Origin of the sequence: Agrobacterium sp. P15N1-A, from assembly GCF_044626815.1 — a bacterium.
Lineage (GTDB): Bacteria > Pseudomonadota > Alphaproteobacteria > Rhizobiales > Rhizobiaceae > Agrobacterium > Agrobacterium leguminum.
The window spans coordinates 468,232-494,233 of record NZ_JBIUPF010000003.1 but is presented as its reverse complement, the minus strand read 5'-3'; the positions used below and the strand labels follow the sequence as shown (position 1 = coordinate 494,233).

Below are 26,002 nucleotides of genomic sequence, written 5' to 3'. Positions count from 1 at the left end.
TCTGACGCAGTTTCGCATCTTAGTTTAGAATTTATAGGGAGAGAAACTCTCCCCTATTTTTTAACACCCGTTTTCTAAAACTATATCAGAAACATAGCGCCCAATTGCAAGAGATGACGTGAGGCCCGGTGATTCAATTCCAAATAATTGGATCACCCCCGCTACACCATGTTCTTTAGGGCCCAGGATCTGGAAATCTTGTTTCGCAATCGATGGCGGTACAATTTTAGGACGGATACCGGAATATGCAGGCTGAAGGCTATCATCTGGCAGACCGGGCCAATATCGTCTTATAGCGCCATAGAAGTCAGAGGATCTACGAGGATCCACCTCATAGGATATTTCATCAATCCACTCGACGTCCGGACCGAACCTCGCCTGTCCGGTCAAATCCAAAGTAAGATGGACTCCTAATCCGCCGGAAACCGGAACGGGATAAATCAGTCGCGAAAACGGCGCGGTGCTTCCCGTAAGACCAAAATAGTTGCCTTTGGCAAAAAATGCATTCGGAATCATGTCTTGCGGAAAACCACCAGTCAACGCCGCCAACATTGGAGCTTCTAACCCGGCAGCGTTTATAAGCCAGCGACAGGATATCTGCATCGGGTCAACGCCGCCGACCGAAACAACCGTTTGATCGCCCGTGACAGCTGCTACAAACGGGCTCCGATAGGAAAACAATACGCCGTTGGCCTCCGCTTCCCCAATCATGGCCAACATGAAACCGTGACTGTCAATTATCCCTGTTGAAGGAGAATAAAGCGCTTCAACGACATTAAGTTCAGGCTCCTTTCGCAAAGCCTCCTCTTTGGTAAGACGGACCAAATCCGAAACACCATTTGAGTGGGCATGCTTCGCGATCGCGGGAAGCTTCTCCGCTTCGTCACTGCTCGTTGCTACAACAAGTTTACCACATCGGCGGTGTTCAACTTTGTGCTCTGCACAGAAGGCGTACAATAGATCCCTGCCAGATACGCAAAGGCGGGCCATATGGCTATCTGTAGGATAATATATGCCAGCATGGATTACCTCACTATTTCGAGACGATATCCCAAAACCAAAGCTGGGCTCGGACTCCAGTACGAGAACCTCTTTTCCCGCAAGCGCCAAGCTGCGCGCAATTGCTATGCCGATCACTCCTGCGCCGACAACAACGCATTCAATTTTTTCCATATTAGCCGCCTGAGAGGTATAACAACACCGACAACAAGATCGGAAAAATCCGATCAATTTTTGAACGATTTGAATGAAAAATAATGAGCGGGATTTCAAACTTGGGACTGGTTTGAGACCGAGACACAAATTTCCGTTTAGGAGCCACTCATAATAAGACTTAGATGCTCTTCCAGAACATCGATAGTTATTGGAGAATCCTCATTGATAACTTCACGCCAATCAGCCGCGTCAAAGACATAAGAGGGATTCAAAGTGACCAGTTCTGTCTTTATAAAGGGGAAATTATGGACTTGGACAAGATGGCGCCAAAAAAAGTGAGTTGGATTGAATACCATACTCCACAATCGAGCCTTCATTCTCATCCTGATCCAGTTAAAATCACCCTGAATCCCTTTCCCGTCGTCGGAAAGTAGCAACTTTTCCTCATTCAGCGAAAATTCTTTGAGAATAATCGAAGCGGAAGCCATTAATTCACGAAGAAGGTCTCTGTCGTTGAGATACTCCGCCTCGATTTCCTCGTAGCTAAACAGAGTATAAAGTGGAACTTTCTTTCCCAGAAGGAAGGTCGACAATGCAAGTTCGCCACGCTCAATCATGTTCTTTTTATTGAACGAACAGCGCAATTGCTCGAAAAACAAATCCAAACCCAAGAGGGCTTTGCTTCCACGAAATAACAGAAAATACGACTGCAAGTGCGGGGAATGGTCAGGGCTGTCCGTGAGCCCAAGTACCCCCTCGTCAATAGAGCGGAGGGAAGCCATAACCGGTGCAAACGGACGGACGGGTCCCAAAATGCTATCATTCGTCAACAGTATCTCAGGAGCATCAACAAATTGCTGGCGAAAACGCTGCCAGGCATCTTTCCACGCACCGAAGTCACGACCGAAAGAGCGACGCTCGAAGCCGAAGCAGATTAAGTTTTCGATCAACGCGACTTTATCTGCAGGAACCGGAGACATCGTCACGAAAACAATCTCAAACCCCTCATTTTTTAATACTCGGAGTTGCTCCACAACCATCTGTGAAACCGTTCCAGCGGGATTGAAATGAGCGTATATTGCTATTGGCTTACGTGCTGGTATCTGTTTATCAACAAAGACGTTCCGGACTCGGGATGCCCAGCCCGCCTCGTCTTCTTTTCTGTCCCCTATGCTAGGGCCAGACCTTATTTTCTTACGAAGAAACCGCTCAAGCCGTTTGCCTAAATTTCTTTCACGCTTAACAACTACCGACACTTTACGCGTCGTCATTCTCTTCGGCGTTGGGAAACTCATGCTCTCACCGGTATGATTGTGCAATTTCGTCCCAGGCACTCGCCTCATCCCAATTTTTTACATAATGCTTGGCAGATTGAGTGTTCACGCGCATCAACGGTTCACTAAAATCGGTCTGCTCACCCAGTTCCAGCCCACAATCCAGATTCATTCGCTCTCTCATCGCCATCGCGAATCGTTGTGCAAAGGCACCTTGTGTCTCGATGTAACCGCTGGGGTTCAGTTTCGACGCTACGTTTTTCAGCTCTGCCACTTCGGATACATATCTAACATAAGCGGAGGCAAGGAGACGCACATGGATGTTGTCACGCACATAATCGGGCGTGTTCACGCGCGCAACCTCGCCTTGTTTCCAGGTGCGCATCAAATATGCCGCGAAACGCGGCTCCTCAAGTGGCCCGAAGGGATTGGGGATGACAAACTTACCGAAAGCTATGTCAATATCCCGGCAGTAGTGTTTCACAACTTCCGCAGTAATCCCCTTGGAAAGACCATAGGGGGAAAATGCAACAAGCGGCGCGTTACCAGCGCCTTCGTTTTGTTCGAAAACGCTCCCTGTTAAAATGACACCCTTTAACCCCCCAGCGCGAAGCAGCTCCAGAACTCGGCGTAAATGATGTGTATTTTCGCTGAGTGCACCCGCCACATCGAAGTCCGGACTGCGATAATTTCCTACCTGTGCTGCATGATGGCACAAGATATCGTAACCGCCACTGGCAATCTCGCAAAACCTCTCCGAGCCAAAAGGAGCCTGATCAATGACGTCTGCCACGAGCTGAAGTCGGCGAACCCGTTCGGCCCGCACGCCTTCGGTATAAGAAGAAATACTTCCGCGAAGAGGAGCCACCACCTTGATGCCGGCCCCAGCTAATGCTTCAGCGAACCAGTAGCCGGTAAACGAGCTGGCCCCAGTTAACAGCACTTTCATTTCAGGCCCCGCATAAGTTCAGTTCCATGGAATTCCGGATTAAAGTCGGGCCATGCTCTGTCTTTTTCGGACACTTCAACTGGCTCAATGGGCCACTCGATACCGAGAGCAGGATCGTTAAATCGAAGCCCTCGTTCGCACTCAGGAGCATAAAAGTCACTGACAAGATAAAGAGCTTCGGTATCGTCGGTAAGCGTGATGAACGCGTGCGCAAACCCCCTCGGCACGTACATCATCATCCGGTTCTCGGCGGACAACTCCGCGCCGAACCATTTGCCGAATGTCGGTGAGCCAGCCCTCAAATCAACGATAACATCGTAGAGAGCACCTCGAATGGCACGTACGACTTTAACTTCACCCGACGGCGGAAGCTGATAGTGCAGCCCCCGAAGTGTACCTCTTTTGGAGCTTAGCGAGTTATTGATTTGAACGAAGCGTGTCTCCAAACCTTCCGCCGCAAATTCTTTTTCGCAAAATAATCGCGCAAAAAAACCACGGTCGTCGCCCCGTTTTTCGAGCTCTATTACACGCGCACCATCTAAAGGAGTTTTATGGAAAATCATTTTCTAAATCTCCAGGGCCTCAGGCTCGTATCCAACGCAAGTCTTTTCCAAGCCTGCCAGATTCAATGTGGTGTTCGAGAGTCTTTAACCGAATAAACGGAGAGTTCCGAAAATCGCGATCACGGAAACTCATTCTCGTCAGGTTAACAATAAGCCGTTCGATCGACTGATCCAGGGACACCTGCGGGATAAAATCCGGCGCCAACGACTTGAAAAGCGTGAAGTCGACTTTGTAGGACCGCTTGTCTGGTGGTGCATTTGTGTTGATGCTAACTTTTGTTCCAGATACTTGCCGAGCGACAGCCTCTGCAAGGTCGCGAACCTGATAGTTGTTTTCATCTCTTCCAGCATTTACGGCAAGAAACTGCCCACCGTTAGAAGCCTCGCGCACAACCGCCCACGAAATGGCACGCGCCATATCCTCGACGTCTATCAGCGGTCGCCACGGAGATCCATCACTCAGAACCGTGATTTCGCCGGAAGTAAGTGCTCCCGCAACGAAGTCATTTAGTACCAGATCGAGACGAATTCGATCAGACGCACCACATGCCGTCGCGAAACGAAGGCTCGTAGTGGTCATTCCCTTCAGGTCGGTCTGTTTTAAGCGTTCTTCCGTACCGATCTTGGAACGAGCATAGGCAGTAAGCGGATTTGTCGGATCGGTCTCTTTTCGAGCGCCGCCCTCTGCGAAGCCATACATGCTGCAGCTCGACGCGAAGACGAAATTCTTGACTCCGGCCTCGGCGGCCAGTTCAGCAATCCGGACGCTGGCATTTTGATTGATATCCTCAGTCACCTGCTCGAACTGATTACCCATAGGGTCATTCGAAACAGCGGCCAGGTGAACGACTGCGTCCACACCCTCAAGGATTTCAGCTGGAAAATCGCGCACATCACCAAAAAACTGCCGGTCAAGCACCACCTCTGGCAGGTCCTCAGCGCCAGTGAGTGACTGTCCGAAATAACCGGCATCAAAGCCGATCAAATGCAATTCAGGCACGTTCTTCTTTAGGAAGCGCGACAATACGGGGCCGACATAGCCCATATTTCCAGTAATCAGAATCTTCATCACATCACCACTTTTTCCAGGGAGCCTTGTTATCAACCCAAAGCTTCTCAAGCATGTTTTTTTCGCGAAGGGTATCCATCGGCTGCCAGAACCCTTGATGTTCAAACGCCATCAATTCGCTATCTTTGGCTATATTCATAAGGGGCTCGGCCTCCCACGAGGTCGAATCGCCAGCAATGTAGTCGATCGCCTTTGGAGACAGTACAAAGAACCCGCCATTAATAAGGCCGACTTCGCCCTTTGGCTTTTCCAGAAAGCTCCGGACGGCCCCATCCTCGATCTGCAGAGCGCCGTACCGACCAGGAGGCGTTACAGCCGTCACTGTCGCGAGCTTCCCGTGATCCTTATGAAAGGCAATGCTTTTCGAGATGTCGATATCCGACACGCCGTCACCATAGGTGAAACAGAAAGCCTCTTCATCGCTGAGATACGGGGCGACACGCTTCAAGCGACCACCAGTCATTGTATCGTCGCCGGTATCGATCAAAGTCACCTTCCAAGGCTCCGCCTTGCGATCATGCACCTCCATCGAATTCGAGGTCATGTCAAAAGTAACATCTGACATATGCAGGAAATAATTCGCAAAATATTCTTTAATTACGTAGCCTTTGTACCCGCAGCAAATAATGAAGTCATTCACCCCATGAGAGGCGTAAATTTTCATAATATGCCAAAGGATTGGCTTCCCACCGATTTCGACCATCGGCTTGGGTCGCAAATGCGTCTCTTCCGATATTCTGGTTCCTAGTCCACCAGCCAAAATAACAGCTTTCATGGAGATCACACCTCGATTATTTGCACTACAATCAGCTAGATGCAGTATCCGAGATAAAATGGCAAGCCTCAGCATCCACCAGTTGATGATGAGGTACGACTCCTCAGACTTTAAGATGAGTTGTAAGGCCGCGCCTATTCCAGATTTGCCAGAATGAACGCTAACAGCATCGTTTACAGCCTACCAGAACCCAACGTAAAAAACCATTAATTAATTGATATTGTTAATTAAAATTTGATTCTTAATGCCGCACCGAAGAAGACTTCGCGCAACAGGCTGAAAAAACCTCACGCACACGAAACTAGCGCACCGGCCAACGCTCCCAGCTACCAATCGTAGGACCTTATGAAAGAGTGCAGGCCAAAGTGACAGTTTTCGCTTAATCACATTTGGAGATCGGCGAATCACAATATTTGATCCAGAGGAAGGCTCTGGCTCGTTGGGGCAGTGTGTAGAAAGACGGCACTGGATTTCAGGTGGATGAATTCATCCGTTTGGCCACGGCCTTTACCCACATCATGGCGATCCTATTTAGGTGTCCCACATACCGTACCCAAAGCGAATGTTGACAGTTTCGGGATGTAACATTATTTGCTTCCTTTAAAAGCGAGGTTTGTTGCACCCTTGAACGGAAAAGTCCCTATGATGATCGCAAACTCGGGACGCGGTAAAGGGTGTATTTTGCGACGAGTTTCAATCAGCAGCTCGTGCGTTATAATGTCGACCCCTGCGCCTAGCCCATTGTGGATGTCGAGACTAAAATAAGGATGTTTCGGTGATCGGATCGTTTTTGTCGCCAAACGACAAGAAGTTGTTGACGCGACTTTTCAAAGACAACTTTAAAAAGCACGTTGGCTGGTATTCTGCGGCGATTACAGCGATGTTTGTGGTTGCAGGCATGACGTCGCTCAGCGCCTGGATCATGCGCGATATCGTCAACAGCGTCTATCTGAAACGAGGTTTCGACGTCGTCCTCGAGATTGCATTTGCAGTCGCAGCCATCTTTATCGTGAAGGGCCTCGCGACCTTCGTCCAAAGCTACTACCTGAGCAAGGCAGGCAACAGTATCGTTGCCGAACAGCAACGCAAAATCTATGACAGGCTTCTAAAGCAGGGGGTTTCATTCTTTCAGAATCTCCCGTCCTCGGAATTGCTTATCCGCGTTACCTATAACGCACAGTCTGCGCGTAATGTGATCGACACTATCGTCACATCCTTCGTTCGTGATCTGTTTTCGCTCATCGGTCTGATCATCGTAATGTTCGCTCAGAATTTCCTTCTGAGTGCAATTTCCATGATTATCGGCCCAATAGCAATCTTCAGCGTCCGATTGGTCTTGCGCCGCGTGCGCAAGATCATGGAGGCCGAACTTGCCTCACTAGGTGAGATCGTCAACGTCGTGCAGGAAACCAGCATCGGTGTTCGCGTTATCAAAGCTTTCTCGCTTGAGAAATTGATGCGCCAGCGCATGAACAAGGCCGTTTCCGATGTGGAACAGCGCTCGAACGGTATCGCCAAGCTGGAGGCGGCGACGAGCCCCATCATGGAGACGCTGTCCGGCCTTGCTATTGCGGTCGTCATCGCCGTGTCTGGTTATACCGTCCTCGAAAAAGGCGGCTCCCCTGGCGACCTGATGGCATTCATCACCGCGCTGCTTCTCGCTTACGAACCGGCAAAACGTCTGGCCCGTATGCGTGTGCAGATCGAAGGTGGCATGATCGGGGTACGGATGATGTTCGAGGTTCTGGACGCCCCGCTTACGCTCACGGAAAAAAACGACGCCCTCCCCCTTCCCAAGGCAAGCGGCAATGTGGAGCTGAAGAACGTCAGCTTCGAATATGTTTCGGGGCAGCCAGTTCTGAAAGACGTCAATGTACTGTTCGAGGGTGGCAAGATGACCGCTTTGGTCGGGCCATCCGGCAGTGGCAAGTCGACCATTATCAACCTTATGATGCGTCTTTACGATCCGCAAAATGGTTCTGTTGAAATCAACGGAATGGATTTGCGTGACGTCTCCTTCGCCAGCCTGCGCGAGCATGTTTCTTACGTCGGCCAGGAAACTTTCCTCTTCTCGGGGACGGTAAAGCACAATATTTCCGTGGGTCGCGACAACGCCACGGACGAGGAAATCATCGCTGCCGCAAAGGCTGCCAATGCGCATGATTTTATCATGAAAATGCCTGATGGTTATGACAGCAAGCTGGGAGAAAACGGGTCCGGGCTGTCTGGTGGCCAGCGGCAGCGTGTTGCTATTGCCCGCGCCATGCTGAGAGATGCAGACATATTGATCCTCGACGAGGCGACGAGTGCGCTCGATTCTGAATCCGAAGCACTCGTCCGAGACGCGCTGGAGAGACTGACGCTTAATAAAACGTCTATTGTCATTGCTCACCGGCTTTCCACGATTAACCGGGCTGACAAAATTGTCGTCATGGATAACGGACAGGTTGTTGAACAGGGGAGCCGTCGCGAATTGCTCGCAACGGATGGTCTCTACAAGCGCCTGCACAGCATTCAGTTCGATGCAGATGTAGCTTAGCCCAAAAAAGATCGGGCGGCCCTGCCGCCCGAATTTTACTTAACCATTTCCGTACCGATTACTATCTATTGTCATGCGATTTTCACATCGCGCGTCCTTCTGGCGAAAAGCAGTGGGATTTTCATCAGTCGATCAGGTGAATGACGTCTCAACGCTAGTGGTGCAGACAGTTCTTGCGGTCACTACCCGCCTTATTCATGCCGGGTGACGTGATCACGAACGTGCACCGCCGTGTCCGCCTTGTAATGAAGCCGCCGGCTTTCATGAAAGCCGATGATATTGTCGAACTCGGCAACGATAGCCTTGGCAAACATCGCCAAATCGTGACAGCATTCGATAAGTGACTGCAAGGATGGATGATGGCGAAATGACGGCTATCGAAGAACTGGCCAGAAGATTTGCGCAAGCAGATGTCACCGGGGGGAAAATTCCTCTGGCGCAGATGGAGACAGATGGCCTTGTTCCCGATGATTTCGAAACTGCAATGGCCGTACAGCGCGCATCCGCTCAGGTTTTGGAAAAGCCGGTAAAAGGCTGGAAACTGGCGATCCGGCCGGATGGCGAGGCAGTCGGCGCGCCGATACTGGATTGTTACCAAGTCGAAGACAACAATATCGCCTCTTTTCCGGAAGCGGGAACTGAAGGCATCGAGGTGGAGATATGCTTCACTCTTTCCTCCGATATACCAGCCCGCGGTACGGTGCCGTTCACCAGAGGCGACCTCTCGCGGCACATCGGCAAGGTCCATCTGGGTGTTGAACTTCTACGCTATCGGCTGGCTGAGAAAAATCAGGTGCCCTTTCCGTTGTTTCTGGCTGACCGCCTTGCCAACCACGGCTTCGTCATCGGTCCGGAAATAGATACCGGCGTTCTGGACGTCTTTGCCGAAAACGAAGCAGACCTGCCACAGCTTACCGTGACTGAAGGGGCAGTGCAATTGTTTGATGCCAAAGCAAAACACCCGAACAGGGATTCGCTGGCACCCCTTCTTGCCTTCGCCAACGCCGCGCTCAACAAAGGTGACATGCTCAAAGCGGGGAACGTGGTGACGACAGGCAGCCTCTGCGGATTGATACCGAGCGCGCTCGCGCTCGATGTGCATATAGCCATGATACAGGTCAGTGCGTTTACACTTTCAGGTTCGAAATCATCAGAATTTGGTCACTCAGCATAAACACCCCATTTTGCAGCCGCGGCTTCCGACCGCAAATGCTGAGAACGCGTATCATTGTAACCACGGCTTTTCCAATGCCTCCGGAAGGTCACTTCACCCGCCCATATTCGCCCAGAAAATCGAGCAGCGCCCGGATGCGTGAGGGAAGCGGCCCGCGCTGGCCGACATAGACGGCATGAAACATTTCCATTTCGCCCGTATCGAGATGATTAAGCACGGGAATCAGCCGGCCGGCGGCGATATCGTCCCTCACGGTGAAAGCGGCAAGGCGCACCAGCCCGACGCCGGCAAGCGCCAAACGGCGAAGGCCTTCGCCATCGCTCACCTGCACACGTCCCGTCGCCGGGATGAGGACGGTCTTTCCCTCGTCCCGCAACGGCCACCCGTCGACTGACCGGGCATAACCAAATCCGAGGCGATTGTGATCTTCCAGATCGGCGATTGTTTGCGGCACGCCACAGCGCTCCAGATAGTCAGGGGCGGCTGCGATCATCATCCTCGTCTCGCCGAGTTTGCGGGCGACGAGGCTTGAGCTTTTCAGCGGCCCGGCGCGCACCGCGACATCCATGCGCTCTGCAACGAGGTCGACCACCTGATCGGTCTGGACGATATCGAGCGTGATATCAGGATGCAGCGACAGAAAGCGTGGCAGGATGGGTGCAAGAATATGCGTTGCATAAGAAGCGCTGGTGTTGATCCGCACGCGGCCGACAGGCTGTTCGCCCAAGCCGGCGGCACGCTCGGCCTCTTCGAGATCGGCGAGGATGCGGGTGGCCCTTTCGTAAAAAGCGCAGCCCTCCGGCGTTATCTGAAGCTGCCGGGTGGAGCGGATGAGCAGGCGCGCGCCCAGGCGACCTTCCAGCCGTGCGATAAGCTTGCTCACCGCTGAAGGCGTCATGTTCGCCGCCGCGGCCGCGCGGGAAAAGCCTCCGAGTTCAACGACCTGCACGAAGATTTCCATCTCCCCTGCCCGGTTAATCTCAAGTCGCGCCATGATGACTTCATCTCACAAGTGATATTATTTTCGGCATTCTATTTCATTGAAGAGCCAGCGTCTATCTTCGGACAGCGATTGAAACACATCACAATCTTCGTCTGCCAGATCACGACGGGATGGGAGGCACGGCGCCATCAGGCGCTTGGCCCAGAACCATGCCGAAGCAACAAAGGAACACCCCATGGAATATCGCTATCTCGGCAAATCCGGCCTGAAAGTGCCGGTTTTGAGTTTCGGCACCGGAACTTTCGGCGGCTCCGGCCCGCTCTTCAGCAACTGGGGCAATTCGGATGCTGCGGAAGCCCGGCGCCTGATCGACATCTGTCTCGAAGCCGGCGTCAACCTGTTCGATACGGCCGATGTCTATTCCAATGGGGCATCGGAGGAGGTTCTCGGCGAGGCCATCAAAGGCAGGCGCGACAGCGTTCTGATTTCAACCAAGACCAGCCTGCCGATGGGCGACGGGCCGAATGAGGCCGGATCGTCCCGCTCCCGGCTGCTGCGCGCGGTGGATGATGCCCTGCGCCGTCTCCAGACCGACTATATCGACATTCTTCAGCTCCACGCCTTCGACGCCTTCACACCGGTTGAAGAAGTATTGTCGACGCTCGATACCCTCGTCCGCTCCGGCAAGGTGCGATATACTGGCGTTTCGAATTTTTCAGGCTGGCAGATCATGAAATCGCTCGCCGTCGCGGACCGATATGGCTGGCCGCGTCATGTGGTCAACCAGGTCTATTATTCCCTTATTGGCCGGGACTATGAATGGGATCTGATGCCGCTCGGTGCGGACCAGGGCCTTGGCGCGATGGTCTGGAGCCCGCTAGGCTGGGGGCGGTTGACCGGAAAAATCCGCCGCGGCGCACCGCTGCCCGAAGGGAGCCGGCTGCACGAGACCGCCAGTTTCGGCCCGCCGGTGGATGATGAGCGTCTCTACCGCGTGATCGATGCACTCAACGCTATCGCCGAAGAAACCGGCAGAACCGTGCCGCAGATCGCGCTCAATTGGCTGCTCAGACGGCCCACCGTTGCCACTGTCATCATCGGCGCACGCAATGAGGAGCAGCTTCGCCAGAACCTCGATGCCGTGGGATGGGAGCTGACATCCGCACAGGTGGCACGGCTGGACGAGGCCAGCGAGACGACTGCTCCCTATCCGCATTTCCCGTATCAGCGGCAGGCGGGCTTTGCCCGTCTCAATCCGACGGCCGTAACACGTCAGACTATGCCGCTCTAAGGCGGTTCAGGCCGCCTGAACTGCAGGCGGCCTGACAGTTGTGGAGCCTCAGGCGGCTTTGTTTCCCGAGCCTGCTTCCACCCGGCCCGAAAACCAGTTCGCCAGGATTGCACCGGAAATATTGTGCCAGACGCTGAAAATGGCGCTCGGAACCGCGGCGAGAGGTGAGAAATAGGCCGTTGCAAGTGCCGCGCCAAGGCCCGAATTCTGCATGCCCACCTCAATCGCAATGGCCTTGCGCTTGGCAAGCGACAGGCCCGTTGCCTTTGCGGCGAGATAACCGAGGAGATAGCCAAGCCCGTTATGCAGGACGACGACGGCAAAAATCATCAGTCCAGACTGGGCGATGGACGCCTTGGATCCTCCCACCACCGCTGAAACGATGAGCACGATGCCGATGACGCTTACCAGCGGCAATGCCGGAACGGCGGTCTTGACGAGACCGGGAAGCAGCTTCTGCAGGGCGGCGCCGAGAGCGAGCGGAACCAGAACGACCTTGACGATGCTGAGGAACATGGCCCAACCGTCAACCGGCAGGAACTGGCTCGCAAACAACCAGACGAGGAACGGCGTCACCAGCGGCGCGGCAAGCGTGGTGACCGAGGTGCAGGCAACGGACAAGGCGACATCGCCCTTGGAGAGATAGGTCATGACGTTGGAAGATGTGCCGCCCGGGCAGCAGCCGACCAGAATGACGCCCGCCGCGACTTCCGGAGGCATGGGAATGATGCGGGTGAGCAGCACCGCCAGAAGCGGCATGATGAGAAACTGGCCGAGCACGCCGATCGTCACATCGAATGGCCTTTTTACGACCTCCCTGAAATCATCGACCGAAAGTGTGAGCCCCATTCCGAACATGATGATAGACAGAAGCGTGACGATCCACGGCGCAATCTGCTTGAACGTATCCGGAAAAAAGAAGCCGAGCACGGCAAACAGGATGACCCAGGCGGCAAAGGTCTTGCCTACAAAAGCCGAAACGGCTGCCAGTGTTTTCATTTCCATACTCCCAAGATGATCATGAAACCCCGTCTAGACTCCTATGGTGCCCTGTCAAGGTCATTACTCGGTTGCTAGACCTCGCGGTCGAAAACGATCCCTCCGCCGCGATGCCGCCGTCGCCACAGGACTGCAATTTGGACGAGGGCTCATCTATCCGCTTCCCGTTGCGCCGAAGAGAGCCCGAGGGCCGCGCATACAAGGTCTCAGATGCTGGACTGCCTTTTCGTCGTGCATCCCGTTAGGCTGGGTCGAACATCTCCCTGAATTCCGCGTCGGCGAAGTAGGCAAGTTTTTGCGCAAAAACCGGTCGTTGCCCGGCCAGGAACAGCAATTGTCCTTTCGCCGGCAGATTGCGCACCTCATCAGGGGTGAGGAGCGGCCGGCCGGTATGCTGTTGGCTATAGGAAATTCCGGTCTTATCGGAATCGAGCGCTCTCGCCATCGTCTGGAACACGACCGTTTCCTGTCCGAGCAAATCAGAGATGAGGCGGGCGCTGTCATGATCGTTGACGCCGAAGACCTGCAGCACGCCGGCGTTTGACAGAAAGGTTCCGGCGCGGTGACCGTATGTAGCACGCAGCTGATGGATGTCCTGGAGGATAGGCCAAAGCTGGACACCATAGCCTGCCATCAGACCCATCGCGCGTTCGACTGGACCCAAATGCCCAAGCGATGCGAACTCATCGAGCAGATAAAGAACCGGTGTCACCGGCTTTGTCGGATCGCGGGCCATTTCGAGCAGGCTTTGCGAGACAAGCAGGCGCAGCCAGCGCGAATAGGTCGAGAGGCGGTCAGGCGGAAGAACGAGGAACACCGTCACATTGCTGTGCTTGAGATCGGCAAACCGGAAATCCGAGCGACTGAGGATGGCGGTCATGCGCGGTGAATCAAGAAAATGCGTATGGCGTTGAGCCGCGGAAAGAACGCCTGCGGCTTCGCGGTCGGATTTTCCGAGGTGGCGGTTTGCGGCACGCGCGACAAGACCGCTCGCCGCATCGCTGTCCTGCATACGTTTCAGCAGTGCTGCAAACTGTTCCGGAGCAAGGGTGAGATAGTCGCGAAGAGTTGCGAGATGCCTGCGTCTCAAAGGCTCCGCCGAAACGATCTCGAGCAGCAATCCGGCGATCAGTGCTTTTGCCTCCTCGTTCCAATGCGCCTCCCCCGCCATTCCCGGTTCGTCGAATACAAGAGCGTCGGCAAGCGCACTGGCGTCTTCCGCGACATCAAGGCTGTCGGGATCAAGCATGGTCAGGGGATTGAAGGCTGCCGAGGGTCTGCCGGTGATCCCGAAAGGATCGAGCACATGAACCGGCCCAAACTTCTGGCGCGCCCGGCCGGTGATCCTTGCATTTTCGCCTTTTGGATCGACGCAGATTACGGAACGGTCGGCGGTCAGCAGGTTTGGAATGATCGTGCCCACGCCCTTGCCGGTACGCGTCGGCGCCATCGTCAGGAGATGGGCTGGACCGTCATAGCGCAGAGGCTTGGCCGTCTTCGTATCACGACCGATCAGGAGGCCGGAGCCGGATGCGGTGAGAGCGGCTATCTCCTTGTCTGTCGCAAAGCGGGCGGAGCCGTGGGTATCATCGTCACTGTCCCCGAAATGTAAAATCAGCGCACTGGTGATGAACCGGAAGGTGATGACGGCAAGCGCCAGCAGGGTGAGGAAATCGGGGAGGATGTAGACAAGCGAGCCGCGCCCGAAACCCGTTTGCTCGAGGAAATGACCCCCACCCATGCCGATCACAAACGTGACGATGATAAGGATGAAGAGAAATCCGGCGAGCTGTTTCCAGATTCGGAACGGCATGGTGATCAAAGCCAGAAATGCCCAAATCGGTTCCCGAGCGGCAGCGCGCATCATGTTCTTGAATGCGTCCCGAAAAAGTCGCAACCGGTTCATGGAGCACCCTGCCCGCTGTCGCCACACTCTCCTGTGCCCGGCAGTCCTGGTCCGATCAGATCGTCAAACAGCGCCTTGTCATTGTCGCGTGTCAAAAAGCCTGGTAGTTCGCGACGCAGCCATGTACCGAGTTGTTTGCTGAACTCCTGATCATTCGAGGTCTCCATATGATGCAGAACGAGCGACCCGATCAGGACCTTGCGGCGCGTATCGTTGTTGCGCTCGGTTTTCGAGAGCCGGGCCTTGAGCGCGGACCGTTGCGCATCCAGTTCAGCCAGGCGCTGTTCGATGGTTTTCCTTGCCACGATTGTTCCTTTCGATTGCGGTCCCACCGGAACTGCCGCTGTTGACCACGGCTTTGCTCCTGGAAGACAGACCAGTTTCTATGAGGAGATCGACATAGCGATTGTAAGAGGAGGTTGGGCTGTGGTTCACGACGCTGCGGTGGCTGCTCCCTGAGCTCAAGGTTGTTGAGCCACCAGTGAATCTCAGTCGCTGGCGTTCGCGGCCTGTTCGAGCCTGGCGATATGTTCCTGGCAGACCGTGTTGACGAGATCATAGAGGATTGACGTTCTGGCAGTCAGCCAGGTCAGCGCTTCCTCGGTAATTTCGTAATGGTCGGAGTAACGGGCTTTCACATAGGCTTCATTCAGCGTGTTGAACCACGACTGATACCGATGTTGATCCCGCGGCCAGGCCTCGGCAAAACGGATATCCTGCCCCTCAGCCAGCCCTCGTAAAAACTTCAGATTATGGCTCGCAGGGCTGTAGTTGGTGAGGGTCAAAAGCAGCGTGGAATAGGCCTGTTCTATGGATTGGTGCAGCATGAAAGCCGCGCTCTTTGCGTTGTGCTTCTGCAGAGCAAAGAGCGTGTGGTCTATAAAACTATCAACGACACCGAGCCGGCTGGCATAATGTCTTTTTGCCAGCTCATATGCCTGTTGCCCCGTAAGCGTTTTGGGCTCGGCGAGTTCTCTGTCATCAAGCTCGTAAAGCGCAATGCCATCCCGTCGGATATCGCTGAAGAAGTATTGCCCTTCCTGCAAGAAATTGCTGATCTCGCGAGCGCCATGGATAATGAGGCTCACGGGCGTCTCAATTTCCTTGTCCCACATCAGCCGGTCTGTCGCCTTGTCCCAGTATTTGGGATCGGCCAGTTCCTTGTTGCTGACGATGACGAGAATGTCGAAATCGGAGCGGTAGCCTTTCGATGTATGCGGCTCATCCACCCAGTTGCCACGCGCGTAAGAACCGAACAGAATGATTTTGAAAATCCGTCCATCTTTCTTGGCGTCAGACTTCGAGCGCTCGACCAGATCAGCAAACTCTTCCTGGATAATCCCGACGACACGCGCAAGCTCGCGTTGCTTTCGTTCCGGCAGGTGTTCAAGGCTGGTCTTCATGTCTGCTCCGTTTCTGGACGGTATCCTGTATGGGCCATTGTAAACTTCTTTGAAACTCCGATTTTTGGTTGCCACCAATCGAATGCCTGTCTGCCGACCTATCCACATGCGATCCTGGTACAAACGGTTCTGATCTGAGCCGAGCGGTTAATGTTACTCGGGCACGATCGCTGCTCTGATACCGCCGCTGCAACTGCTCCAGCATGAACGACCCAGGCAGATCTTTCGGCGCATTGCCTGCGCCCGCTCCTGTTTGTCGAGCCGCACCTGCAATGGTTTCTTCCGCTCGTCCAGCTCCCTTGTCCCTTGTCCCTTGTCCCCGATCAGTCGTGCGATCAGCCTGCACATATCGCCCTCCCCTGATTGACGCGATTGTTTCCCTATTCAAACACGAGCAATGACCGCTTGGCGACTACTACTTTTAGTAGTCGAAATCGCCGTTCGATGTTGCTAGCGTCGCCACCGGTAAACAGACAAGGGCGCACTTACGACTTGCACCGCAGTTGAGTGCTGAATTTCCCCGTTTGCGGATCGGAGATTTCGGTTGGCGATTTATCATCTCAGCACCAAGCCTGTCTCGCGCTCATCCGGCCGCAGCGCTGTGGCATCTGCCGCCTATCGTTGCGCGGTTCTCCTCACCAATCACCGCGACGGCCTCGTACATGACTTCACCCGGAAAGAGGGTGTGGAGCACATCGAGATCGTGCTGCCGGAAGGTCTTTCTGCCGATTGGGCCTTGGATCGGTCGGCTTTGTGGAACGCTGCCGAGTTTGCAGAAAAGCGCAAGGATGCCCGCGTTGCCCGCGAATTCGAAATCGCGCTTCCGCGTGAGCTTTCGCCAGAGGGGCGACTGAAGGCTGCGCGCGCCTTTGCCCAGGATCTGGCAAACCGCTATGGCGCGGCCGTGGATTTTGCCATCCATTCGCCAGGTGAGCACGGTGACATCCGAAACTACCATGCGCATGTGCTGATGACGACGCGGCAGGTTGGTAGAACCGGCCTTGGCGAGAAGACCCGTCTTGAGCACAAGAACGCAAGGCTGTTGGCAAACGGTATGGCGACAACCGACATGCAGATTCAAGATATCAGGCAATCATGGGAAGGCATCGCCATCCGTCAGCTTCAACACGAAGGCCTGGATATCCGCATCGATCATCGCTCACATGCGCAGCGCGGTCTTGAGTTGTCGCCGACCGGGCATATGGGCGTGCATGCCTCGCAGATGGAACGGCGAGGAATGGCCGTCGAGCGCGGCCGGCTGGATGACAAGGCAGCACGGCGAAATGCCGAGCTGATCCGCCAAAAACCGGAACAGGTTTTGTTGCTGATCAGCAATGAAAAGAGCGTGTTCGATCGACACGACATTGCCAAGACCCTGCATCGCTATATCAACGATGACGCACAGACATTCCGGAACACTTTTGCGGCTGTTATGGCATCACCAGCGCTTGTTGAGCTTCAGGCTGAGCGCATCGATCCTGAAACAGGTGACGTTTCCAATGCGCGCTATTCGACGCGGGAGATGATAGATCTGGAATTCGCAATGGCGCGGTCGGCGAACCGGTTGCATCAGGCGCAGTCCCATGGCGTCGATCCTCGCCATGTCGAACGTGCGATGGAAAGGCAGGATCGCTCTCTTCGGAACAGCACCGGCGGAATGGTGGCCGCGAGCGACCCTTCAGTGGGATTGTCGGACGAACAGCGTCATGCGATCAAACATGTTACAGGCCCCGAAGGCATCGCGGCCGTGGTCGGATTTGCCGGTGCGGGAAAGTCCACCATGCTGGCAGCGGCTCGTGCGGCGTGGGAGGCGCAAGGTTATCAGGTCCACGGTGCGGCTCTGGCCGGAAAGGCTGCCGAGGGTCTTGAAGAAAGTTCCGGCATTCAAAGCCGCACGCTGGCGTCCTGGTCTTACAGCTGGGACCATGGCCGGGATCTGATCGGTGGCCGGGACGTGTTCGTCATTGACGAGGCCGGCATGGTCGGGAGCCGGCAACTCGCCCGCTTTATCGCAGAAGCAGAAGAGCGCGGCGCAAAGATCGTTCTTGTGGGCGACCACGAGCAGCTCCAGGCGATCGGGGCCGGTGCACCCTTCAGGGCGATTGCCGAGCAGATCGGCCATGGGGAACTTTCCGGCATTCGCCGCCAGCGCCATGATTGGCAGCGAGAAGCATCGGTTGCCTTTGCGACCCACAAGACGGCCGAGGGCCTTGCCGCCTATCGCGATCACGGCGACATCCATTTTGCAGAAAGCCGCGACGCAGCGATGGCGCAGATCGTGGGTGATTATCTTGTCGATAGTGAGAAGCGTCCGGATGGCACCCGGGTTGCCATGGCGCATCGCCGTGTGGATGTGCGCGCCCTCAATGTCGCAATCCGTTCCGAACTTCAGAACAGACAAAGGCTGGAGCGCAGCCACGGGCTGAGCGCCGGTGCGGACCGTGGAGACCGTGGCGATGGTGAGGATGTTGGAGAACTAACCTTCGAGACCAATAACGGCAAACGCGCCTTCGCCGCCGGTGACCGGATCATCTTCCTCGAAAACAACCGCGACCTCGCCGTGAAAAACGGCATGCTTGGCACCGTCGAGCATGTCGAAAAGGGCAAGATCATCGCCCGGCTCGATGGTCGAGGCGGCGATAGCGTCAGCATTCCCACGGACAGCTACCAGGCGATCGACCACGGCTATGCGACGACCATCCATAAAAACCAGGGCGCGACGGTCGATCGCGCCTTTGTGCTGGCGTCCAGCACCATGGATCGACATCTGACCTATGTTGCCATGACCAGGCATCGCGACAGCGTGCAGCTCTATGCCGACATCAAGGAGTTCACCAAGGCCGGCCGGCTGGTTGACCATGGCGTTGCGCCCTACGAACATAATCGTCAGGCGCGAGAAAACTATTTTGTGACGCTGGAAAATGACAAGGGCGAACAGCGCACGGTGTGGGGCGTTGATCTCAAGCGGGCCATGCACGAGGCCTCACCACAGATCGGGGACAGGATCGGACTACAGCATCAAGGCGCCACGCCTGTCACGCTTCCGGACGGTACGCAGGTCCAACGCAATGCGTGGCGCGTCGTCAAGGGTGATGAACTGGCCTACCAGCAGTTAGACAACCGCCTGTCGCGTTCCGGCGCGAAAGAAACCACGCTGGATTACATCAGGGACTTTGCCGAGCGGCGGGGTATAGCGGAGCAGCTCGGGGTCAGGAGCGAGATCGAGCTTGCTACCGCCCAAAAAGAGCGTCAAGAGGTTTTGGCCCATGCGGCCCATCCGGTGCGGGAGCAACAGGACCGGCCATCAGAGCGTCAGCAGGTTTACGAGGAACGTGTCGGCGATCTGGCCGGCCCTGTTCGCCGCGAAAATCGTCGCAATCAGTTCGCCGGAAATATCGATGACGGACGGCAGGACGACAGGACAGAGGACAACAAAGGATATCGCCGCATCCGGTGGTCCGATCTCATGACGCGAGACGGGGCCGTCCCTGCCCCCACAGAAGCCGCAGGCCAGCAAAATTCTCTGGAACCCGGCAAGCCAGCTCCGCTTGTGCCAGCGATCACCCGGTACGACCGCAGCATCGAAGAGGTGGCTCAGAAAAGGGCGATGTCAGTTATCGATCAGAGATTCGACACGGTGGAATCTGTCGCGCGGCACGTGTTCCGTGACCCGGTCGAGGTCGCCGCGAGACTGCGCACCGCGATGATCGAGAAGGAAGGCAACGGCAAGATCATGGCGAAAGCCATGGCCGAGCAACCAGAGCGCTTCGGGGAGCTACGCGGCAAGTCGGGTCTGTTCGGAAACAACAAGGAGCGGAAAGAGGCGCTGCAATATGCGAGATCTCTCTCTGTCCATATTGGCTATGTGTCCGAGGCGTGGGAGCGCCGGCTTGGCGAAGAGCGCGCGAGCGAACAATGGCAGCGCGAAAAGCGTGATCTGATCGAAGTACCCGGCCTCACCTCGCGCAGCGCCGAAATCATCAGCCAGGTGGAGAAAATGCCGATCGAGAGGCGAAGCAAGTTCATCAAAGAGCTGCGATCGTTACCTGAGGGCCGAGCCGCGCTCGATGAGGCCAAGCTGGTGGCTGAAGCGCTCACCCAGCGGTTCGGAAGCTCCGATCCTCGCAGGATTGCCGAAGAGCTTGCAGCACGCCCGGAGCTCGCAAAGCAGGCTGAGCAGATCCAGATTACCGCCCGTATCGTGAACCGAACGCGCAAGGCCGAGCTTAGCCATGACCACGCGTTGAAACGGCAGCTTGCCCGGTCTCGGGGGCTTGGACTGAGCCGATAGTGTGCGCTGGCGACAACACTGGCGCCAGCTTTGATAATCCTCAAATTCCCAGAACATGGAGCGAGCCAGCTTTTCGGCGATTCCGCGCCATGTTTCACCGGTTGTGTCTGCAACCAAATTCCTGACTAGAGATTTTAGGCCGTCCTCGTCATATTTTTCCATCAGAATTACGTGGCGTACGAAATGTGGCTCTCGGTCACTATACTCGACCAGCCAACGAGGGGTGCAAACTTCAAAGCTAAAAATCTCAGCGCCTGGGTAGTTTTCTTGTCCAATCAAAGCTTAGGCAGCAACATGAAAATTATAGGGGTCATCTGGCCAGTATGCCCAATTTTCATCGTCGATCAGGTCGATAGATTTTATCGTTGCTCTCATGGGATAACATCCACTTGGCCGTTAGCGCCCCACTTCCCACGGGGAGTGGTCTGCCCGAGCTTTTCAGCAATGCCGGGGCGGCCTAAATTGTCTCAACGGTGGCTCGTATTGCATAGCCGAAATTCTTATGCTCCACCCAACCAGACATCGTTTGCCCACGTTGCAAGGTTGGGCCAAGTCTCGGTCGTTGGACCGTTGTGGTCCCAGAAATGTATTTTGCCATCGGGCGCGATGCAGTAGTAGTCACCGTTGTCTTCACATATTGGAAGCCAATCGTGGGGTAGGCCAGCGCTGCGGCCTTGTTCAATAGCAGATCTCAATTCCCCATAAACGCCACCCATCTCTTCATTTAGAGTAAGTGGCGACAGGTAACCGATGAAAGCGTTAGATATGCTCTTGAGAAATTTTTTATAGTCTTCCGAGAATTCGAAACCCGTGGCGGCTTCGTATCTCGCCATTAGAGCATCATCCGGAAGCGGAATTTTACGTTTTCGCGGATCATCTAGTCGATTTACTTCACTAATAATCGCGTCAATATGTTCAGTCACCAGATACATCTCCTAGAAATCGTTTGCTCGGTTATCCAATACAAGGCCGTGGCAATGAACGCGGATACGACGCGCCGTCCGCTCTTGCCCGCATGAGCCAATGCATTGCGCATGAAGTGCAGCCTGCAACGCTGCCAAGTGGCGGAAAGCATCTTCGATACTGCCGCTTTGATGCCTTCATGGGCATCGGAGACAACGAGTTTGACGCCGCGCAGCCCCCGCCTGGTCAGCTTGCGCAGGAATTCCGTCCAGATCGCTTCGGCCTCAGACGTGCCGATTTCCATGCCGAGCACTTCGCGTCGACCGTCGGTGTTCATGCCGCACCCAACATGGAGCCAGATCTGTGGTCATCGCCGCGATATCCGCCGAGACTCAGCACGAGTCGTTGGGTGGCTGTGGTCTTCCAATTAACCACCACAACGATGTCCACGCTGCCGTAGAAAGTAGTTTCAGGGAAAATTGCTATCAGATTACGCGCTATTGACATTTTTTTCAGAGGTCAAAACAAGGGCCGCCTGGCAAATGAAGACGAGAATTGCATACCTTCTGTCCTTCGGGTGTGCCATGTAACTCGTCCAGAAGCCGGCTCAAGATTGTCCTGACGTCGTCATCACTGTTGTGCTCGATATAAAACCGGGACAGATTTTTACCGGTTTCCTGTCGTTGGGCCCGTAGCAGATACGCTGTCGCCGTGGTCCAGAAACCGGGAGTGTCCTCCGGAAGCGACTCCGGAAGTTTTGCAAGACCGCGGCGCGAAATCTTCAAGCTGAGCAGCGTATTGTCGGTCTCCAGGATCGTGCCGAGAAGGAAGAAAAATGCACGCCTCGCAGCCAATGCCGATATGTCAGGCGCGTGTGCAATATAGAACATTCCAGGCTGCACTTGGAGCTTATCGGTTGATGAAATCATGGCCATGCGGTCGGGCTGGGTCCCTCTTGCCCATCCCCGCAGGAAGTTACTCAGGATAGGGTTGCTGGGCAAAGCCTCATGTTTGATGGCCTCATTATCAAGGTTGATTTTTGGGAGCGGTGTGTCGGCAAGAAGAGGTTGCGGCTGAAACAATGCGGCATCAGGCGCGAACAGCACCCAATGGAATTGCGAATAGATAATGTCCGGTTTCGCTTTTGCGTCATAGCGCCTAGCCTGACGCGCAAACTCGGATAAAACGGCCTTTCTAAGAAAACTTTTGTCTTCCACGGAAACAAAGCCCTGCAGCTCTGGAGCCATGATACTCCAGATTGCCTGCTCGGTCGGCCAACCGTTGCGGAATTTCGCATCCCTAATAAGAGGACTCCAGTCGTTCAGAGCCTTCTCAATATCCACACGCATCCGTGGCGTACCGATACGATAGAGAAACGACCAAACGCGCAGTTTGGCTTTTCGGACCTCGGCCAACCTGTTGGCGGACGGATCAATAGTGCGGGACGCAAATAAGGCGGTATGCGTTGGACCGCTGCTCGCTCTAAGAAAACGCTCTTGGTTCCGAGTCAGGGTGGGGAGCCATAGCAAGTTAGGCAACTTTCCAGCGGGAATATCGGGCGTGATCAGGCGGGTTGAAAAGCCGTCCGGTTTGCTTGATCGAATGTTCTGAAAGAAATCGAAGAATAAATCATAGCCAAACGCCTCGTCTTTGATTGCCGCATCGAACGCTGGCAGAACCATGTTCGTCACGAGCTTTTCGGCGGGCTGGGGGTAAAGATACCTCGCACTCCATATGTTGCTGCCACTATCCGCCAGGATGATAAGACCAACAACAAGGGGGAATAGTTCCAAGCCGGTGAAAAAAATTAGTAGCCAGTCTGGGTTGGTAGGCGAATAAGGCGTCAGGTGATTGCGGCGACGCACCTGCTCCCAAATGTGTTTTTTATCCGTTTTGATTATGCGTTTGATCAGAAATCGAAGGGTAAGCCTTCGGAAGAAGACCGCAAAGGTCAGCCGCAATGCCAGCACAGACAAAAGCGAGACAGCGGCTATTCGAATGTCTGTGCCTGCTATTATTCCCAATGTCAGATAGGCGGTAACAAGAGTGAGTCCGAAAATGGTAAGGCCAAACCACAGATTTGTCGACCGCATGATGTGGTATGACGGCATCAGCGTTCTGGCGAAATCGAACGAGAAAGGCCAGCGCCCCCTCTCAAGAGCTTCGTGATAATATGAGTTGAGATCAATTGTCCCTAGGCGTGATGGTTGATCTTCCAAGGGGAAGAGCGGGATTTTTCCATTGAAGTAAGCCGCTTTGCCCTGACTACTTCTGCGCAAAATAGCGTTGCCGCGCTGCGCTTCGGCGAGCCAGTCGAAATAATGTTTTGCCGATTGCCAGCCGCAGACCGTGGTGAGAAGGCCCGGATTTTCCGAAAAATTAGCTCCCTCCTCAATGGCGTTGACCATTGCAGCGATGCCTTTTCCCCCCGTATAGTCTGACAACGGGATTGTATCACCCTTGGGCGGCAACAGTCCCTCAATACCTCTTGCAAGCACGTGGATGAAGTTTACATGTTCGGCAAAACTTAGCTCACTAGATGCGCGGTTTAATAGTTCTGTCCATTTGTCGACGCGCCAGTTGCCTTTCTGCGCAACTCCGCGTGTCCGTTCTCTTCCAAAGCTGATAAGTTCACCCAATTCATCCAGCAGCCGAGGTAGACTTTCTTTTCCAGCATTCTCCTTCTGCGTGGGCTCCCAAAAAAAGGGCGCTACGGCGCGTTGTGAGTAATTTTCAGGCTCAGCCGGATTATCGGGATTTTCAGAATTGCCGAAGCTGCCGGAGCCCTCTGCAACTCCGTCTGTGCTTATGCCGTCAGGCGAAGATGGGTTGGCGATTAGCACGTCTACCATCCGGCACTTTACCGTCGCAAGCGCCTGCTTGCGAGCTTCGACCAGCAGCTGGAACCCTGTCGGGTCCTCATCCGGGCGAAAATCCCTGAGACGTCGCGAATAGGCTTTGCGGATCGCCTCCTCGCTGCTCAGGGGCTTGATGCCGAGCAACGCCCAACAATCGCCACTCATTGCGGCTGGCTCCACATTTGATCAAGCGCGTCCAGCTGTTTGGCAAACGTTTCCCGCAGTGGTCTCGCATCCCGCAGTCTTTGATTATCCAGAGCCGCGATAAACTGCGCCATTAACGCTGATATCTGTTGGCGCTGCTCGCCGATTGCCTCGGCATAGAGGCGCTCCGCCCTTGCGACCAGGGCGAGGTTTTCTTGCTGCTCGCGCGGGGCCAACTTGATTTTCGATAGTTCCTTGAAGCGCAGAGCGATTTCGGCTTCGGTCAGACTGGATTGGTTTTGGAACACTTTACGCTTAAGTTCTCCTGTCGAGAGAATCTTGACCTCTACCTCCAGCGCGCCGCTGACATCATAAGTAAAGCGGACCCCAATGCATTGAGATCCGGCATTGCCCAGCGGTACCGGCACCTCCAGATTTCCGATCAGAATGTTCTGTGAAGGCCGCATGTTCTCGCCTTGATAGACCTGTACATCAATCTTGGTCTGCCCATCGACGGTGGTGGAGTAAAACTGCTCGCGACTTTGCGGAATGATCGCGTTGCGTTCGATAATGGGCGACATCAGCAACTCGTTTAGGCCGTAGGCTTGCTCAACCGACGCAATACCCAATGTATAGGGGCACACATCAGTCATGATGATCTCGTCAAGCGCTTCGTGCCGAGCATGGAGCCCAGATTGAACTGCCGTTCCGATGGCAATGGCGTGATCGGGATTGGGATGCAACAGTGGAAACCGCCCGAACAGGCGGGTCGTCATGGTCTTGAGCAGCGGCATTCGCGATGCGCCACCCACCAGAACAATCTGGCTGAGCGACGATGGGTCTGTTTCGGAATCGCGAATGACCCTTTCAATCGGCCTCCGCAACCGAGTGATCAGCGGCTTCCACAGCTCCTCTGCCTCCAGTCGCGTTATTTTGCCCTCAACGTCTTTTCCAAAGACGTTGATATGATAAACCGCGTCCTGGGTCTCGCTCAGCGCTGCCTTAAGCCGCTCAGTCTCATTCAGAAGCCTGGCCCGATCTTGCGGTGGCTGGTTTTCGGAATCGAGACCGTGGAGTGTCACGAGGTATGAAGCCAAGCTGTCTCGAAAATCATTACCACCTAGCATAGAATCCCCGGCGGAAGCCTGTATCTCCATAACTCCGTCGAACTTGTGCAATAGGGAAACGTCAAACGTGCCGCCTCCCAGATCAAGGATCAGAAATTGCCCGTCCTCGGAGCTTGCAATTCCATGGGCCAGGGCTGCGGCGGTCGGCTCGTTGATAAGTCTCGTAACATTCAACCCAGCCAGATGCGCGGCATTGATAGTGGCCTTACGCTGCGGATCGCTGAAATAGGCCGGGACAGAAATAACCACATCAGATACGTCGGTGTCGAGCGCAGCCTCCGCATCTCTTTTTAGGCTTCTCAGGACAAGCGCAGACAGCTCCTCGGCGCGCCAAGCCTTCTTCGCAAGTTTCACCTCGTGATTTGTCCCCATCCACCGTTTGAAGGATGCCACCGTTCTGTCCGGGTGAGTAATCAGCCTGTCGAGAGCTGGGCGTCCGACAATGGCGTCGCCGTTATCCGCGATACTGACCACTGATGGTGTCAGAAACTCGCCCAGCGCATTCTCGATCAGTTTCACGCCTTGGTCTGTCCAGTGCGCTACTAAAGAGTTTGAGGTTCCAAGATCGATACCGATAAGCGCCATTAATTTTCAACATCCTGTTTTAAAATATGGTTCGATAGGTCCCGTCACAAGGGT

General features: G+C 54.7%; 20 protein-coding genes and 2 pseudogenes. 4 read left to right on the top strand and 18 right to left on the bottom strand.

All coding sequences use genetic code 11. The features are described from left to right. Positions 1–60: 60 nt before the first annotated feature. The 6 genes from ACIK7D_RS14115 to rfbF form a co-directional block, all read right to left on the bottom strand. Positions 61–1,173, bottom strand: coding sequence for an NAD(P)/FAD-dependent oxidoreductase (locus tag ACIK7D_RS14115; protein ID WP_400156584.1), 1,113 nt, complete (start codon positions 1,171–1,173; stop codon positions 61–63). 137 nt (positions 1,174–1,310) lie between these two features. Then, positions 1,311–2,426, bottom strand: coding sequence for a rhamnan synthesis F family protein (locus ACIK7D_RS14110; protein WP_400156583.1), 1,116 nt, complete (start codon positions 2,424–2,426; stop codon positions 1,311–1,313). A gap of 28 nt (positions 2,427–2,454) precedes the next feature. Further along, complete coding sequence (locus ACIK7D_RS14105) at positions 2,455–3,378, bottom strand: NAD-dependent epimerase/dehydratase family protein (RefSeq protein ID WP_400156582.1); 924 nt, start codon at positions 3,376–3,378, stop codon at positions 2,455–2,457. Further along, complete coding sequence (gene rfbC / locus ACIK7D_RS14100) at positions 3,375–3,941, bottom strand: dTDP-4-dehydrorhamnose 3,5-epimerase (RefSeq protein ID WP_174070943.1); 567 nt, start codon at positions 3,939–3,941, stop codon at positions 3,375–3,377. Before rfbC ends, ACIK7D_RS14105 begins: the two co-directional genes overlap by 4 nt. Before the next feature lie 19 nt (positions 3,942–3,960). Then, complete coding sequence (locus ACIK7D_RS14095) at positions 3,961–5,010, bottom strand: NAD(P)-dependent oxidoreductase (protein WP_174070941.1); 1,050 nt, start codon at positions 5,008–5,010, stop codon at positions 3,961–3,963. Between the two features lie 4 nt (positions 5,011–5,014). Further along, the gene (gene rfbF / locus ACIK7D_RS14090; RefSeq protein WP_400156581.1) at positions 5,015–5,785 is read right to left on the bottom strand and encodes a glucose-1-phosphate cytidylyltransferase; all 771 of its coding nucleotides are present in this window, start codon (positions 5,783–5,785) and stop codon (positions 5,015–5,017) included. Positions 5,786–6,560: 775 nt separating this feature from the next. Between rfbF and ACIK7D_RS14085 the strand changes: the two genes are divergently transcribed. After that, positions 6,561–8,324, top strand: coding sequence for an ABC transporter ATP-binding protein (locus tag ACIK7D_RS14085; RefSeq protein ID WP_174070937.1), 1,764 nt, complete (start codon positions 6,561–6,563; stop codon positions 8,322–8,324). 191 nt (positions 8,325–8,515) lie between these two features. Here the strand turns inward: ACIK7D_RS14085 and ACIK7D_RS14080 are convergent, their stop codons facing one another. After that, the gene (locus tag ACIK7D_RS14080) at positions 8,516–8,638 is read right to left on the bottom strand and encodes a hypothetical protein (RefSeq protein ID WP_272870771.1); all 123 of its coding nucleotides are present in this window, start codon (positions 8,636–8,638) and stop codon (positions 8,516–8,518) included. A 53-nt stretch (positions 8,639–8,691) separates the two neighbouring features. Between ACIK7D_RS14080 and ACIK7D_RS14075 the strand changes: the two genes are divergently transcribed. Continuing rightward, complete coding sequence (locus tag ACIK7D_RS14075) at positions 8,692–9,498, top strand: 2-keto-4-pentenoate hydratase (protein ID WP_400156580.1); 807 nt, start codon at positions 8,692–8,694, stop codon at positions 9,496–9,498. Between the two features lie 88 nt (positions 9,499–9,586). On the opposite strand, the gene ACIK7D_RS14070 is transcribed toward ACIK7D_RS14075, so the two are convergent. Further along, positions 9,587–10,492, bottom strand: coding sequence for a LysR family transcriptional regulator (locus tag ACIK7D_RS14070; RefSeq protein ID WP_400156579.1), 906 nt, complete (start codon positions 10,490–10,492; stop codon positions 9,587–9,589). Positions 10,493–10,676: 184 nt separating this feature from the next. Between ACIK7D_RS14070 and ACIK7D_RS14065 the strand changes: the two genes are divergently transcribed. Further along, entirely contained in the window at positions 10,677–11,732 is a 1,056-nt protein-coding gene (locus ACIK7D_RS14065; RefSeq protein ID WP_400156578.1) for an aldo/keto reductase, read from the top strand. A gap of 48 nt (positions 11,733–11,780) precedes the next feature. On the opposite strand, the gene ACIK7D_RS14060 is transcribed toward ACIK7D_RS14065, so the two are convergent. From ACIK7D_RS14060 to ACIK7D_RS14040, 5 genes are all read right to left on the bottom strand, one after another. After that, a complete protein-coding gene (locus ACIK7D_RS14060; protein ID WP_400156577.1) occupies positions 11,781–12,731 on the bottom strand; it encodes a bile acid:sodium symporter family protein in 951 nt (316 codons plus the stop codon). Between the two features lie 241 nt (positions 12,732–12,972). Next, the gene (locus ACIK7D_RS14055) at positions 12,973–14,637 is read right to left on the bottom strand and encodes a type IV secretory system conjugative DNA transfer family protein (protein WP_400156576.1); all 1,665 of its coding nucleotides are present in this window, start codon (positions 14,635–14,637) and stop codon (positions 12,973–12,975) included. Beyond that, a complete protein-coding gene (locus ACIK7D_RS14050) occupies positions 14,634–14,942 on the bottom strand; it encodes a mobilization protein (RefSeq protein WP_400156575.1) in 309 nt (102 codons plus the stop codon). The genes ACIK7D_RS14055 and ACIK7D_RS14050 overlap by 4 nt, the downstream gene beginning before the upstream one ends. 183 nt (positions 14,943–15,125) lie before the next feature. Further along, complete coding sequence (locus ACIK7D_RS14045) at positions 15,126–16,040, bottom strand: nucleotidyltransferase and HEPN domain-containing protein (RefSeq protein WP_400156682.1); 915 nt, start codon at positions 16,038–16,040, stop codon at positions 15,126–15,128. Between the two features lie 153 nt (positions 16,041–16,193). Further along, positions 16,194–16,388: a hypothetical protein gene (locus ACIK7D_RS14040; protein WP_400156574.1), complete on the bottom strand. Its 195-nt coding sequence runs from the start codon at positions 16,386–16,388 to the stop codon at positions 16,194–16,196. 196 nt (positions 16,389–16,584) lie between these two features. On the opposite strand from ACIK7D_RS14040, the gene traA reads away from it, so the two are divergent. Then, the gene (gene traA / locus ACIK7D_RS14035; RefSeq protein ID WP_400156573.1) at positions 16,585–20,331 is read left to right on the top strand and encodes a Ti-type conjugative transfer relaxase TraA; all 3,747 of its coding nucleotides are present in this window, start codon (positions 16,585–16,587) and stop codon (positions 20,329–20,331) included. A 45-nt stretch (positions 20,332–20,376) separates the two neighbouring features. On the opposite strand, the pseudogene ACIK7D_RS14030 reads toward traA, so the two are convergent. From ACIK7D_RS14030 to ACIK7D_RS14010, 5 genes and pseudogenes are all read right to left on the bottom strand, one after another. Next, positions 20,377–20,610, bottom strand: a pseudogene (locus tag ACIK7D_RS14030) (Imm8 family immunity protein); the annotation flags it as partial. Between the two features lie 221 nt (positions 20,611–20,831). Further along, positions 20,832–21,263, bottom strand: coding sequence for an SMI1/KNR4 family protein (locus tag ACIK7D_RS14025; protein ID WP_127758494.1), 432 nt, complete (start codon positions 21,261–21,263; stop codon positions 20,832–20,834). Between the two features lie 35 nt (positions 21,264–21,298). Next, positions 21,299–21,583, bottom strand: a pseudogene (locus ACIK7D_RS14020) (transposase); the annotation flags it as partial. A 163-nt stretch (positions 21,584–21,746) separates the two neighbouring features. Beyond that, positions 21,747–24,257, bottom strand: a complete 2,511-nt coding sequence (locus ACIK7D_RS14015) for a hypothetical protein (protein WP_400156572.1) — start codon at positions 24,255–24,257, stop codon at positions 21,747–21,749. Then, positions 24,254–25,948 (bottom strand): molecular chaperone HscC, encoded by a 1,695-nt coding sequence (locus ACIK7D_RS14010; protein ID WP_127758496.1) that lies wholly within the window; start codon positions 25,946–25,948, stop codon positions 24,254–24,256. The genes ACIK7D_RS14015 and ACIK7D_RS14010 overlap by 4 nt, the downstream gene beginning before the upstream one ends. Positions 25,949–26,002: the final 54 nt, after the last annotated feature.